The following is a 14259-nucleotide window of genomic DNA, read 5'->3' as shown; positions in this document are numbered from 1 at the left end:
TTCCATTAAATGTATGGAACGCATAGGTAAAAAAGACCATTAAATTGGAAAAATAGTAAATCGAACGAGAAAGATAAACACACCAAACATGCACAGTAAGAGTGAGATGTGCTATGATAAAAACTATATATTAATCCGATAGGGACACTCTGTCATATAAAAAGGAGATGAAGCAAATGAGTGTTTCATTTGTAAATAAAAACCAAAAGGATACGTATGAAAAACTGCTGCCTCTAGTCGAAAAATTTAAGAAACGAGCTTTTAAAATAGATGAAGAAGGTACGTTTCCGTTTGAAAATATTCAAGAGTTACAAGAAGCGGGCTACACACGTCTTTCTCTCGAAAGCAAATATGGCGGAGATGAATTACGCCTTTATGATTTTTTATTATTTCAAGAATTAATTGCTCAAGGAGACGCTTCTACGGCTCTTAGTATTGGATGGCATATGGGAATTACAATGGATTTACGTGAAAAACAGCCTTGGAATCAGCAAATGCTCGATTTTATTTTTAAAGAAATAGAAAAAGGTGCACTTATTAACACCGCTGCTACTGAACCGAAGACAGGAAGTCCTACTCGAGGAGGAAAACCTGAAACGACAGCCGTAAAAACAAAAAAAGGCTGGCAAATCAATGGTCGAAAAACATTTACTACAATGTCTCCAGTCTTAAATTACTTTTTGGTAAAAGCCAGCATCGAAGGAGAAGAAGAGATCGGCTTATTTTTAATTCCTCGTGAAACAAGCGGACTTTCAATAGAAGAAACATGGGATATGATTGCAATGCGCGGGACAGGAAGTCACGACCTTGTGCTAGAAAATGTCTATATTGAACACGATTTTCTTGTTGAACGCCTAGGTGGCTTTAAAAAGAATGAGCCAAGCGGCTGGCTGCTTCATATACCAGCTTGCTACATGGGTACAGCCATCGCAGCAAGAGATTATGCTGTTGCATTTGCTAAAGAATATTCTCCTAATAGTATTGAAGGAACGATTAGCGAATTGCCAAATGTGCAGCGTTTAGTCGGAGAGATGGAACTTGAACTTATGCAGGCGCGTCACTTTATGTACAGCGTGGCAAGCAAATGGGATGAGACCAACGACCGAGCAGCATTAGCGGGAGAGCTAGCAGCTGTCAAACACGTGGTGACTAATAGTGCTTGTACTGTCGTTGACAAAGCAATGCGCATAGTCGGGGCACGAAGCTTACAGCGCAGAAATCCCCTACAGAGGTATTATAGAGATGTGCGTGCCGGCCTTCATAACCCTCCAATGGATGATATGACGATTATTAACTTAGCGAAGCAGGCCTTTACTAGATAAAAGCGCTTCATACGTCTTAATAACATGTTAAATGATGAAAAACTGCTGATTATAGGCTATTCTATAATCAGCAGTTTTTTCGTTGCAAGAGGAGGAATTGAAGATGAAGTCTGTAAGAGAAATTCAGCTGACACCCTATAATATCGCGTGGGAAAAGGAATTTACAAAAGAAGCTTCCACCTTAACAACTATAATGCCAGCTCAAGTTTTAAAGATTCATCATATCGGAAGCACTGCTGTTCCCGGTTTAAGTGCAAAACCGATTATTGATTTACTTATTGAAGTGAAAGATATAAAAAAAGTAGATACATATAATCAGAAGATGGAACAGCTTGGTTACGAAGCGAAAGGTGAAAACGGCATAAAAGGAAGACGATACTTCCAAAAAGGCGGAAATGAAAGAACGCATCATGTTCATATGTATGAAAAAGGCCACCCAGAAATTAATCGGCATATATGGTTTCGAGATTATCTGCGTACTCACCCTGATGCAGCAAAAGAATACGAAACGTTGAAAATAGAACTAGCGCATCGCTATCGCTTTGAACCAGAAAAATATGTGGAAAATAAAACGAATTTTATTCATAAAATAGATGGGCTAGCTTTAAAATGAAAAAAGGGAAACAGCAATAAGAATAGGAAAGATGATCTTAGATAAAAAGGAGGAACGAGCTTGACTCCAGTTCTAAATCGACAGACAAATACAGGAAAAAAGAAAAAAACAATATGGATCAGCCTGATATCCTTTGCTATTCTTTGTTTGGTACTTTGTACGGCAATTTCTCTTTATGTAGGCATAAGCCTGACAAAATTAGATAAAAATCCTGCTGTGAAAAATCCTGGTGATTACGGCATGCACTATAGCAATCAAGTGTTTTTAAGCAAAGACGGAATAACCCATTTAAAAGGATGGATGATTGAACCAAAAGAACAGCCAAAAGCGACCATTATTATGTCACATGGATACGGAAATAACCGTGAAGCACAAGGAGCTGGCTTTCTGCCGCTGAGTAAAGAATTTGTAAAAGCGGGATATCGAGTAGTCATGTTTGACTTTAGAGATTCAGGAGACTCAGAAGGAAATCAAACGACGATTGGTGTAAAAGAACAGCTCGATTTATTAGGCGTTATTCAGAAAATGAAAGAAACAACAAAAGAGCCAATTGTGCTCTACGGCATTTCAATGGGAGCAGCCACTTCTTTATTAGCGGCTTCTCAAGATAAAGACGTAAAAGCAGTGGTAGCTGATAGTCCTTTTAGTGATTTAACCTCTTATTTAAAAGAAAATCTATCTGTATGGTCTCATTTACCAAACTTTCCGTTTACACCGCTAACCATTGCTATTCTTCCTGTTATTGCAGATGCAAATCCTGCTGAAGCTAGTCCTATTAAAGCAGTCGAGCATATTTACCCTCGACCCATTTTATTTATACACAGCACAGGAGATACAAAAATTCCTTACACTGAAAGCGAAAAAATGGCTAAAACACACCCGGATGCTTTTCACTTCTGGAAAACTAAGAAAGCAGAACACGTTCAAAATTATCACGTATACAAAAAAGAATATGTAAAGCGCGTATTATCTTTTATTGAGCAATCGCTGTAAAAAAAAGAGGCTGGGACAAAAATAGTTTAGACGAAATGTAAAACGAACCATTGATCAAAACTTTTGATTAGTGGTTCGTTTTTTTGTTAGGACAAACGTAGATTTCATGTGTGTAAATCTTTCTAGCAGTTGATTAGAGGGCAAGACGAAGACTCCTGCGGGAAAAGCGGAACAGGTGAGACCCCGCAGAAAGCGAAGCCTTGCACGGAAATCAACTGCGGTGTCTCAAGCAGTTCAGCTCATATATCCCATTTGTTCATCTTTAGATGGGATTCATTTCGTTATGTCTCAACCTCTTTTAGCCGTTGATTTTACCTTGTTCTATAAGCTCAGCATATAAATTGCGAAGAATGTAGGTTTTATAACTTTCTAGCTTTCTTCCATCAATTTTAGAGATATTGACCGCTTTTAACTGCTGAATAAACCAGCCCTTTGAATAGATATGAGCCACTGTTAATCACTCCTTCAAAAAGATCCACTCTAAATAATTAACTATATTCATAAAAGGAACTAAAAAGAAGTGAACGAAGCAAATGAATTGACGTTCATTTTTTACAGCGTTATACTGCTCTACAGCTACTTATAAAGGAGGAAATGAACAATGAGTGAACAATATATAAACGTAAACGGCGTTAATTTGCACTACATAAGCAAGGGACAAGGAGAGCTTATGCTATTTCTTCATGGGTTTCCTGACTTTTCGCATATTTGGCGACACCAGATAGATGAATTTTCTAATGATTTTCACACAGTTGCTTTGGATTTAAGAGGATATAACTTATCTGAAAAGCCAAGCGGACTAGAATCATACGAGATTGATGTATTAGTAGAAGATATTCGCCAAGGGATTGAAAGCCTAGGATATAGCTCCTGCACGCTAGTTGTACACGACTGGGGAGCAGGAATCGGATGGACATTCGCTTATCGCTATCCTGAATATGTACAAAAATTAATTGCTTTTAACGGTCCGCACCCTTATACCTTTATGCGTGAGCTTCGAACAAATAAAAATCAGCAAAAAGCAAGTGAGTATATGAAATGGTTTCAAAAACAAGAAGCACAGGACTATATGGAACGAGACAACTTCTCAGGTTTGCGTAAGCTTGTGATCGACCCAGGTGTAAAAAAAGGATACCTAACAGCTAATGATGTTCAAGCATACATGAACTCTTGGGAAAATGGCTCTGTGCTGTCAATGCTAAGTTATTACCGCAATTTAAAGATTTTCACGAAAGAAGACCTTCAAAGAAAATCTTTGTTTCCGTTAGAAGAAGAAGTGTTAAACATCCCAGTACAAATTATTTGGGGAAATCAAGATCCTACTTTTATGCCTGAAAACTTAGATGGTATTGAAGAATATGTGCCAAACATATCTGTTCACCGATTAGCTGAAGCATCTCATGCCCCTCAGCATGAAAAGCCTCAAGAAGTAAACGACGTGATGTGGAATTTTTTAAATAAGTAAAAAGAAAAAGAAAGGTTTCCTCTAGAAACCTTTCTTTTTCTTTTGAATTTAAAATAATTTTGTAAAAAGTGATCCAACAGAATAAGGTGATCGTTAGGTAAGTAGAAAAGGAAGTACTTCTTGAAAAAAGGCGGTTAAAAACTTTTTTAAAAAGTGATCTAGCTGAACAAAACGTTCGTTAGATAAGTAGAAAGGGAAGGAATTCTTCACGAAAATGACATTAAAAATTTTTTCAAAAAGAGTGATCCAACGTCACTCAGCAATCGTTTAGTAGATAGAAAGAGAGTACTTCCTAAAAAGGATCATTAAATGTGAGGGAACATGAAGGTTTAATGTATATAATATTCAAAATGTTCAATCTATTTTGTGATTTAAGATGTAGTAAGAATGAAAAAAGTGGCGTACATCAACTAAAAATGAGGAGAGTGGAAAATGATGAAATTAAGTAAAAAATTATTAATCCCTGTACTAGGAGCTTCACTATTGATGCCGACTATTGCAAATGCAGAGGAAGCGAAACCAACGGCAGTAACAAAAGCTTCAGATCTACGAGCGAACTTAGACTACTTATTATCTGAACACTTTACGCTTGCAGTTGCCGCTATGACAACAGCCTATGACGGTTCTAAAGATGCTGACGCTGCGTTTAAAGCATTGGACCAAAATGCCGTTGACATGGAGCCTGCTATTGCGTCTGTCTATGGTGATAAAGGAGCAGCTGAATTTGAACGAATTTTTAGAGAACATAATAATTATACAGATGATTTTGTAAAAGCAACAAAAGAAAATGACAAAGAAGCTATGGCTGAAGTAGATAAAGAAGTAAATCAATTCGTGAATGAATTTGCTAAGTTTCTAAGCACTGCTACAGAAGGCAAACTACCTGAAGATGCAGCAAAAGAAGCGCTTCGCGTACATGAAGACCAAGTAAAAGAAACATTTGAAGATTATGTAGCAGGTGACTATGAAGCGGCCGCTAAAACATACCGTGAAGGATATCAGCAAATGTTTGCCATTAGTAAAGCGTTATCAAATGCAATCGTAACGCAAATGCCCGATAAATTCGACAATACCAAAGTAGATACACCAGCAGCAGATTTACGTTCTTCATTAAACAGCTTAGCAGCAGAACATTTTGCTTTAGCAACAATGGGAATGGAAAAAGGGTTTAACGGTTCAAAAGATTACGACTATGTTAGCTGGTTAGAAAATGCTAACACAGCAGATTTTAAAGCTGCAATAGGTTCAGTATATGGCGATGAAGGAGCTGCACAATTCGAAAAAATTTGGCAAGGAGATCACATCAATGCCCAAGCTGAATTAGTAAGTGCACAAGTAAAAGGCGATGAAGCAGGAGAAAAAGCTGCAAAAGACAAGCTCCATAAATTCGCGCAAGAATTTGGTACATTCTTAGGAACAGCAACAGATGGAAACCTTCCAACTGCAGACGCACAGGCAGCTATAAAAGCACATGAAGATACGGTTATTAAAACATTTGAGCAATATGCATCCGGTGACTACGCTGGAAGTTATGATACGTACCGTGAAGGGTATAAATTAATGTTTGGTGTCGGCCAAGCTTTAGGTGAAGCGATTGTAAAACAAAACCCCGATAAGTTTGCTGAAACAGCTATGCCAACAGATATGCCGAAAACAGGTATGGGCGGGGCATCTGAATCAACGATGAACCCACTAACAGTGATCTATATTGCACTAGGTTCGTTAGCTGTATTAACAGCTGGAGTTATTTTACGCAAGAAACCAGTAAGCGAATAATATTTTTTCTCCTTTTCCTTATGAATTACAAGTCAAGAGTCCTAAAAAAAGAAGAGAGGTTGTTCTCTCTTCTTTTTTATAAACAGCTGTGAAATGAGGTGACGATGTGAAAAAAGCGATTGTTCTCGCCTACTGTATATTAAGTTTAGTCCTGCTTGTTAGCGGCGGACTATATTTTAAAGAACAAATGGTAGAAGCAAAAGAAATGAAGCAACAGGATGCAGCTAAGCAAAAAGAAAAAGAAGCACAATCAAAGGATCTAAAAAGCCGCGTAACGCTTGAAGAAGAATTTGCTGTATTAAAAAAGCATAAAACAGAAGCCAAACAGTTGAATAAAGAATTCAAAGGAATTATTCCTGCAAAAGTTTCTATTCCAGCTATTCATGTAGAGGCTTCAATTGAACAAGTAGGGTTATTAGACAGCGGTGAAATGGCAGCGCCATCTACAGAAAATGGAGTTGCCTGGTTTGAACCAGGAGCTAAGCCTGGCGTAAAAGGAAATGCTGTATTAGCAGGACACGTAGACAGTAAAACCGGTCCTGCCGTCTTTTACAATCTAAAAAATTTAAAAACAGACGATGAAATTACCGTAAGAGATGCACAGGGGACCACGCTTACTTTTGTTGTTAAACGTACAAAAAGCTATCCGCGAGATAAAGCACCTTTAAACGAAATTTTTGGGTACAGCAACAAACGTAATTTAAATCTAATTACGTGTACAGGCACGTTTGACCGTGCAGAAGGAACCCATCAAGAGAGGTTAGTTGTCTATACAGAACTAAAAGCTGACCAAGCAAAAGAATTGGAACGTGAAGCAACTGCACCAAAACCTCCTACCCATGTAAAGATGAGCGGTAATTTGCTTACGTGGTACGCGGTACGAGAAGGCAATATTATCGGTTACCGAATTTATAAAAAGAACCCAGGCGGAACATTTGCCCATATTGGCAGCGTTTCGGAATTTGAGCGAAAAAGCTTTGCCGACTCCGACGCATCTCAGTCTCGTTATTATGTAACAGCTGTTAATGAGTCGGGAAAAGAGTCTGCTCCATCTAGTATAGCAAAATAACAAAAAGCTCTCTTTAAACGGAGAGCTTTTTGTTATTTTTTGATTGTCGATTAAAAAGATATCTTCTGGCTTTCTATTTATCTAAATGCTATTAGTTTTAATAGATAAATAAAAATTCCTTAAAAATAATACTTGAATAATATAAATATTCAGATTATTATGTACTAATAGTCTTTTTGGAAATTAAAAGAAAAAAAACCAAAAAGAAGCTAAAAGAAAAAGGAGAGAAAGCATGACACAACCTAATTTGCAAACAGAGCAAAAATCACATCCAACAACCTTTCTAGATAAACTATTAGGAAGAGTAGAAGCATTCGGAAACAAACTACCTGATCCCTTTATTTTGTTTGTATGCTTAGCGTTTATTATCGTAGTAGCATCCGTTGCTATTAATAGTATGGGAGTAACGGTGGTCCATCCCGGTACTAATAAGACTCTTCCAATTAAAAGTTTGTTGTCGCATGAAGGCATTCAGTATATCTTAACATCGATGCTGACCAATTTCACTGAATTTAAGCCCCTAGGACTTGTACTTGCTATGATGCTTGGAGTCGGACTTGCAGAAAAAGTAGGTCTACTTGAAGTAGCCATAAAGAAAACGATTTTAAACGCTCCAAAAGCTCTTATTACATACGCCATCATTTTTACAGGAATTATGGCCAACTTAGCGGCAGATGCTGCTTTTGTCATCGTGCCTCCGCTTGCCGCAATGATATTTTATACAGTAGGAAGGCACCCGCTTGCTGGATTAGCAGCAGGATTTGCTGGGGTGGGATCAGGCTTTACAGCGAATCTTATTATATCTGGAACCGATGGATTGTTATCAGGCATTTCTACTGAAGCTGCTAAAACAATTGACCCAAGCGCTGCTGTCAGTCCTGCAGCGAACTGGTACTTCATGGCGGCTTCTGTATTTGTTTTGACCATTATAGGAGCGATCGTCACCGAAAAGATTGTAGAACCTAGGCTGGGCAATTATAAAGGAAAAAAACGCAATGATTTTGGTGAAATTAGTGAGGCGGAAGCAAAAGGGTTAAAAAACAGTATCGTTGCTACATGTATTTATGTCGCTGTACTAGCTGTTTTCTTATTTTGGCCCAACTCTCCTCTACGAAATGAAGACGGTGGAATTGTTCCATCTCCTTTTTTAGATGGTATCATTCCGATCACGCTGCTGTTTTTTGTGGTAGTTGGCTCTGTTTACGGAATAACAGTAGGGAAAATCAAAAGCTCTAGAGATGTACCTGCTTATATGACTGAGTCGATGAAAGATATGGCTAGCTATATTGTCCTTATTTTTGCAGCTGCTCAATTTATCGCTTACTTTAATTGGACTAATATTGGAACGTGGATTGCAGTAGAAGGAGCGGATGCATTAAAAGCACTAAATCTAACTGGACTTCCAGTTGTGGTTGGTTTTGTATTTTTAACTGTTGTTCTAAGCCTTCTTATTTTCAGCGGCTCTGCTCAATGGGCACTAGAAGCACCTATTTTTATTCCATTGTTCATGCTGTTAGGGTACAACCCTGGATTTATTCAAGCAGCTTACCGAATAGCAGATTCGTCTACCAATGTAATCACTCCTTTAAATCCATACATGATTGTCATTTTAGCCTTTATGAAAGAATACGAGCCAAAAGCAGGGCTTGGAACCATCATTTCACTTATGCTTCCTTATACTTTAGCCTTCCTAGGAATTTGGATTATAATGTTGATTGTTTTTGCTGTATTCGGTATTCCTCTAGGACCAGGTGTATATATGTATTTGTAAAGAAAAATCCTCTTCTACTCCAAGAAGAGGATTTTTTATGTTAGAAATTCTAACACTTATAAATGATATTTTAGCTTATGTGTACATAGGAGAATAAATAACAAAAAGAAAAGAGGATAAAAACAAAAATTTTCTGAATAAATTTGCAAAAAGTAGTTGCTAAATACATATAAATCAAATATGATAGTAAACATAACAAAAGATGTTATATAATCTAACATTAAATTTAGGGGTTATTTATTCGTACTTAAGGGGGAAATCATCATGCAAATGGGCGATTCAGTATTTATGTTTTTTTCAGCATTATTGGTTTGGATTATGACACCAGCTATTTCATTGTTTTACGGAGGCATGGTTCGAAGTAAAAACATGTTAAGTACCGCGATGTATAGCGTAGGTTCCTTAGCTGTTATATCCGTTCTTTGGATAATAGCAGGCTATTCGTTAGCATTTTCGACCGGTGGCAATGCTTTTATTGGAAACTTGGACTGGGTGGGATTAAAAGGAGTTGGGTTCACTCCAAACGGGGACTACAGCGCAACGATCCCGCATAACATGTTTATGATGTTTCAGCTGACATTTGCTGTGTTAACAGTAGCTATTATCTCTGGTGCTTTTGCAGAGCGCATGAAGTTTTCAGCATTTATCTTATTTGCTATCCTATGGTCATTATTTGTATATGCACCCGTTGCACACTGGGTTTGGGGAGTTGGCGGATGGCTTCGTGAACTAGGAGCTATTGACTTTGCTGGCGGAAACGTCGTTCACATTTCATCAGGTGTAGCAGGATTAATTCTAGCTCTTGTTGTTGGAAAACGAAAAAATGCCGATGCTGCAGCACCTCACAATTTACCGCTAACTCTTTTAGGAGGAATGCTAATTTGGTTCGGGTGGTTTGGATTTAACGTTGGAAGTTCCTTAACTATTAACAGCGTTGCAATGACGGCTTTCATTAACACGAATACAGCGGCAGCAACAGGAATTATCGGCTGGCTTGTAGTAGAGTGGATTATTAATAAAAAGCCTACGCTGCTTGGAGCCGTTTCGGGAGCGATTGCTGGACTTGTAGCTATTACACCAGCTTGTGGATTCGTTACACCGTTTGCTTCTATTGTAATTGGTTTTATCGGCGGAGCAGTTTGTTTCTGGGGTATCTTCTCACTTAAAAAGAAAATCGGTTACGACGATGCGTTAGATGCATTTGGTCTCCACGGTATTGGGGGAACATGGGGAGGTATTGCAACAGGTTTATTTGCCACAACTTCTGTAAATGACGCCGGTGCGAATGGTTTATTCTACGGAGATCCAAGTCTACTATGGAAACAGCTGGTGGCTATCGTAGCAACGTATCTATTTGTGGGCATCGCTACCTTCATTATTGTTAAAGTGGTTGGATTAATCGTATCTCTGCGTGCGACACAAGAAGAAGAAACGCTTGGGCTTGATATTACGCTGCATGGCGAAAGAGCGTATCACGAATCGAATATGTAAAAGGGGTGGGCACAGTGAGTGATGTTTTAACAAAAATTGAAATTATTACACGCCCTTCAAAGTTTGAAGAGCTTAAGCAAGAACTAGCGAAAATTGGCGTCAGCGGTATTACGGTTACGGATGCATTAGGATGCGGATTGCAAAAAGGTATTACGGAACTTTACAGAGGCGTCAAAAAACAAGATAATATGCATGCCCGAATTAAAGTAGAAATTGTTGTATGCGAAGTTCCCGTATCCGACGTTGTTGATAAAGCAAGAAAAGTACTAAATACAGGCCAGCCTGGGGATGGGAAAATATTTATCTATGAATTAAAAAATGCGATTAAGATCCGAACAGGGGAAGAGGGATCACAGGCATTACGAAACAATAGTTAAACTCGGGGAGAAGCGAAAAACAAAGGGTCATAAAAAGGTGCATAATATGCACCTTTTTTAGGTTGAATAGTTACAAAGCATGTTTCCTTATGGTGACATGCTTTTTGGTTATATATACAGCCAAAGAGTATATTGTAGAAAATAACTATATTTTTATTTTTTCAGCTTCTCTTTGTATATGAGATTGAATCTATTATGAAAAATTGTGAGAAAAAAGGTGTACATAAACAGTAAGCTTTTTCATCGTTTCCAGAAATAACATTTTTCACAAAGATATTCGAGATTATTATGGAATTAAATAAAAGAAGCTTATTTAGCTTAAAAAAACAAACCGCATTGCGTTTTAACGCTGCGGTTTATTTTTGTTCACAACGGATGATTTGGATAAAGCAGGTAAGCATTGCTATTATCTGGTTTAGTTTCTTAATTAAGTAGGGAACGTTTAAAATAAGATTATTGAATAAGTGAGTAATTAGATAACCTCCTAGATGAAAGGGATGCTTCAATTTAAAGCTTTTTCATAAAAAACAAAAAAAGTTGAAACTTTTTTCATCAAAAAACGTTTATAAAGTAATAGAAAAAAATGGGTACGGTTATTTACACTCAAAAAGGAAGTGAGAGCGTGGCGACGCTGAAAACTAATTATTTGACTGACTTATGCTTAATCTATAGAGAAAGTCAATTTTATGTAATGCAAATACCTAGTTTCTACAAAAAAATGGCTAGCAAATACTTTCAGTTTCAGCCCCAAGAAAAAATAATTGCGTATTTACACAGCTCTTTTATAGCAGGCCTAGATAAAAGGGGAATTTGCTTTACAAATAAGGGGATTTACTGGAAAAGCAGAGGGATGAAAAAAGGACAAATGTTATGGGAAGAGTTTGCTAACATTCAATCCATTACCATTCGAAAAGAAGAAATGATCTGTTTTAATGACGTGGAGAAATTTCAAGTCAATCAAAACGATTACTCAGCTAGAAAGCTAGTATCTCTATTAAAAAAAATCAAGAAATTTATTCGCATTCATTCTCATGAATATATGTGTCAAGACTATATATATCCGTGTGTATCCTCAAAAGAATTAACTTCTATTTGTTCATCTTTTCAAATTCATCAAACACCTGACCCAAAAGATGTGTTGTCGGTAGAAGGACAACTATGTGAAGAAGTTGAAAAAGAGATGCGAAACAGGCTCTATTTACCTGCAAAAGAAAAAATTGTAGCTCATTTAAATACATATCCTCTTCAAAAAACCGAAGGGATTACCGTTTGTTCTAAAGGAATTTATTTCTCAAAATCTTTTAAAACAGTTTACTATCCTTGGCACTTATTTCGCCACGTGAGTATTTCGGTGGAAACTGAGGAATTAAAAATTGCTAAAAAACATTCGTTATCTCTCAACTCAGCTGCCGTATCAAGCGGGGAAGTAATGCTGTTTCTCAAACAAATTAAACAGCATGTGCAGGCGTTGCATGAAAAAGAAGTCGATATTAAACAAGATAATAAGTTTGCATGGAAAATGTTAATTTAAAAAACAGGTTACGCATAATCTGTTTTTTGTTTTATAGTTCTTTAGAATCATTTATTTGGAATATTGAAAGACATCATACAAGTAAACAAGACTAGAATATTGGAAGTTAAGAAATTTTTTCCATGACTATAAGGTTAATTTTACCAAAATATCTTTTCTGTTTGGATAATTATGCTAAAATAGAGCTCGAGTTTATTTTAAGGAGCTGACAACAAGATGGAACGTAATTATTCAATTGATTTTATTAAGTTTTTTGCTACAGTGTTTGTGGTTTGTATTCATGTTAATCCATCACATGACGATTTCTTTTTAGGGAACCAGGAAAATGTGCTAGATGTCATTGTTGACACATTTGCACGATTCGCGGTTCCTTTTTTCTTTATTGTATCAGGGTATTTGTTTATGAATAAAATTCAAAAACATCCAAAGCCTTCTGCATACTTAAAAAAATACACGTGGAATATTTCAAAGCTTTATGCATGTTGGTTCCTCTTTTATTTATTGTTTGGTGTAGTTCTGCGCTTATTTCAGAACCACGGAACGTTAGCAGAGCGCAAAGATGCAGTAGCTGATTATTTAACATCATCCATCACATTCAAAGATATCTTTTATTATGGAAGTGACACAAGCGGATTTCAGCTTTGGTACTTGATTGCATTAATTTGGGCTGTTGTCATCGTTTTCTTATTTCAACGATGGAAAAAGATCGGCTTATTAATGCTTATCAGCACCGTGTTATATGTAACTGGGTTATTTGGACAGTCTTATTCTTTATTTTTCCCACTTTCTTTTCAAACGAGAGATGCCTTGTTCTTTGGTTTATTCTATACAGTATTAGGAGCTATGTTTGCCCTTTATGGTAAGCAAATTCTGTCAGTATTAAACGCAAGGCCAATGATTTATTTAGCCAGCTTTTTTGTGTTTTCAGCGTTAGAGATCGTCGAGCGCTACTGGTTGGTCAATATCCAGCACAGCAAGCCCGGAGACTATTTTATTTCTACGATCTTTTTATCAGCATCATTGTTTTTATTCGTATTAAGCAGTCCAAGTCTTGGCAAAAACTCGTTTTTCTCAAAGGTTGGGAAAAATTCAGTTGGCATTTATGTAGTGCATATATGTATATTAAATGAGACCTATCGATTGCTTCGTTCCATAGATTCTTCTTTCTTTACAAATAGTATCGTCGCATATGTACTTATCGTCCCAGCAGTTTTTTGGTGCTCGTACTATTTATATAGAGGAATTCAATGGACGAAGGGAAAATTACATGCAAAGCCGCACAAACATTCGTTTACAAAGCTACAGCATAAATAAGAAAAGCACCGGAGCAAGGGACTGACCCCAAAGCTTCCGGTGTTTTTTTGATAAAAAATGAGTCATTTAAAACCTAATTGGCTTGAGCTTCGTCTAATGTATTGAAAAAGAGCTGGCTAACTCGCCAGCTCTTTTATGATGCAATAGCATACAAAAGCTGCTTTTGCATTTTAGGAGATAAAGGAATATTTTGATACAATTCGTAAATATGATGTTCGTTCCGGTGATAACAAATCCAATCCTTGTATGTTCCTTTTAAGAAGATGCGAAAAAACACGATTCGCTTATTCGTGCCGCCTGTTTTTAATTCAATTTTCAAATCATCTGTTTCTAATGTATACTGTACTGTAGAAGAGGAGAGAGCAAGTTTAGTTGTTTTTTTACTTGTTTTAATGAATTCGGCAAGTTCAATGATCTTCATTTTTTTACCTCACTCTATTGTAAATTAGGGGTATCTTATACGTATGATGTGTACAAAGAAAATAGAATCGTTTTTTTATAGTTTAGAAGAATGATCTTCCGCCCCTTCGTTAAGGG

General features: G+C 37.0%; 13 protein-coding genes. 11 read left to right on the top strand and 2 right to left on the bottom strand.

The window, feature by feature from the left end; genetic code table 11:
• Positions 1–176: 176 nt before the first annotated feature.
• The 3 genes from N178_RS12805 to N178_RS12795 all read left to right on the top strand — a co-directional run bounded on the left by N178_RS12805 (position 177) and on the right by N178_RS12795 (position 2928).
• On the top strand, positions 177–1322 hold the full coding sequence (locus tag N178_RS12805) for an acyl-CoA dehydrogenase family protein (protein ID WP_045292622.1): 1146 nt from the start codon (positions 177–179) through the stop codon (positions 1320–1322).
• Positions 1323–1425: 103 nt separating this feature from the next.
• Positions 1426–1935: a GrpB family protein gene (locus tag N178_RS12800; protein WP_045292620.1), complete on the top strand. Its 510-nt coding sequence runs from the start codon at positions 1426–1428 to the stop codon at positions 1933–1935.
• Positions 1936–1995: 60 nt separating this feature from the next.
• Positions 1996–2928 carry an alpha/beta hydrolase gene (locus N178_RS12795; protein ID WP_045292618.1) on the top strand — a complete coding sequence of 311 codons (933 nt, stop codon included), beginning with the start codon at positions 1996–1998 and terminating at the stop codon, positions 2926–2928.
• 298 nt (positions 2929–3226) lie between these two features.
• Here the strand turns inward: N178_RS12795 and N178_RS25980 are convergent, their stop codons facing one another.
• Positions 3227–3379 (bottom strand): YflJ family protein, encoded by a 153-nt coding sequence (locus tag N178_RS25980; protein WP_080890183.1) that lies wholly within the window; start codon positions 3377–3379, stop codon positions 3227–3229.
• 150 nt (positions 3380–3529) lie between these two features.
• Between N178_RS25980 and N178_RS12790 the strand changes: the two genes are divergently transcribed.
• The 8 genes from N178_RS12790 (at position 3530) to N178_RS12755 (ending at position 13722) form a co-directional block, all read left to right on the top strand.
• Positions 3530–4393 carry an alpha/beta fold hydrolase gene (locus N178_RS12790; protein ID WP_045292617.1) on the top strand — a complete coding sequence of 288 codons (864 nt, stop codon included), beginning with the start codon at positions 3530–3532 and terminating at the stop codon, positions 4391–4393.
• Positions 4394–4825: 432 nt separating this feature from the next.
• Positions 4826–6169, top strand: coding sequence for a hypothetical protein (locus N178_RS12785; RefSeq protein ID WP_045292614.1), 1344 nt, complete (start codon positions 4826–4828; stop codon positions 6167–6169).
• Positions 6170–6275: 106 nt separating this feature from the next.
• Positions 6276–7238: a class F sortase gene (locus N178_RS12780; protein WP_045292612.1), complete on the top strand. Its 963-nt coding sequence runs from the start codon at positions 6276–6278 to the stop codon at positions 7236–7238.
• Between the two features lie 232 nt (positions 7239–7470).
• Positions 7471–9009: an AbgT family transporter gene (locus N178_RS12775; RefSeq protein ID WP_193377157.1), complete on the top strand. Its 1539-nt coding sequence runs from the start codon at positions 7471–7473 to the stop codon at positions 9007–9009.
• Between the two features lie 264 nt (positions 9010–9273).
• The gene (locus N178_RS12770) at positions 9274–10500 is read left to right on the top strand and encodes an ammonium transporter (protein ID WP_045292609.1); all 1227 of its coding nucleotides are present in this window, start codon (positions 9274–9276) and stop codon (positions 10498–10500) included.
• Between the two features lie 14 nt (positions 10501–10514).
• Positions 10515–10877, top strand: a complete 363-nt coding sequence (locus tag N178_RS12765; protein WP_013057611.1) for a P-II family nitrogen regulator — start codon at positions 10515–10517, stop codon at positions 10875–10877.
• A gap of 850 nt (positions 10878–11727) precedes the next feature.
• Positions 11728–12408: a hypothetical protein gene (locus tag N178_RS12760; protein WP_237758465.1), complete on the top strand. Its 681-nt coding sequence runs from the start codon at positions 11728–11730 to the stop codon at positions 12406–12408.
• A gap of 216 nt (positions 12409–12624) precedes the next feature.
• The gene (locus N178_RS12755; protein WP_045292605.1) at positions 12625–13722 is read left to right on the top strand and encodes an acyltransferase; all 1098 of its coding nucleotides are present in this window, start codon (positions 12625–12627) and stop codon (positions 13720–13722) included.
• Between the two features lie 133 nt (positions 13723–13855).
• Here N178_RS12755 and N178_RS12750 read toward each other — a convergent pair whose 3' ends face one another.
• A complete protein-coding gene (locus tag N178_RS12750; RefSeq protein WP_028412858.1) occupies positions 13856–14143 on the bottom strand; it encodes a hypothetical protein in 288 nt (95 codons plus the stop codon).
• Between the last annotated feature and the right edge of the window lie 116 nt (positions 14144–14259).

Source organism: Priestia aryabhattai B8W22, from assembly GCF_000956595.1.
GTDB lineage: Bacteria > Bacillota > Bacilli > Bacillales > Bacillaceae_H > Priestia > Priestia aryabhattai.
Note: the sequence above shows the minus strand (reverse complement) of the source record. Positions and strands in the feature narration are given on the sequence as shown.

Excerpts from the sequence above, each read along its gene's own strand:
- N178_RS12805 (WP_045292622.1), top strand. The coding sequence starts at position 177 with ATGAGTGTTTCATTTGTAAATAAAAACCAAAAGGATACGTATGAAAAA.
- N178_RS12755 (WP_045292605.1), top strand. The coding sequence starts at position 12,625 with ATGGAACGTAATTATTCAATTGATTTTATTAAGTTTTTTGCTACAGTG.
- N178_RS12770 (WP_045292609.1), top strand. The coding sequence starts at position 9,274 with ATGCAAATGGGCGATTCAGTATTTATGTTTTTTTCAGCATTATTGGTT.
- N178_RS12750 (WP_028412858.1), bottom strand. The coding sequence starts at position 14,143 with ATGAAGATCATTGAACTTGCCGAATTCATTAAAACAAGTAAAAAAACA.
- N178_RS12785 (WP_045292614.1), top strand. The coding sequence starts at position 4,826 with ATGATGAAATTAAGTAAAAAATTATTAATCCCTGTACTAGGAGCTTCA.
- N178_RS12800 (WP_045292620.1), top strand. The coding sequence starts at position 1,426 with ATGAAGTCTGTAAGAGAAATTCAGCTGACACCCTATAATATCGCGTGG.
- N178_RS12775 (WP_193377157.1), top strand. The coding sequence starts at position 7,471 with ATGACACAACCTAATTTGCAAACAGAGCAAAAATCACATCCAACAACC.
- N178_RS12790 (WP_045292617.1), top strand. The coding sequence starts at position 3,530 with ATGAGTGAACAATATATAAACGTAAACGGCGTTAATTTGCACTACATA.
- N178_RS12760 (WP_237758465.1), top strand. The coding sequence starts at position 11,728 with ATGAAAAAAGGACAAATGTTATGGGAAGAGTTTGCTAACATTCAATCC.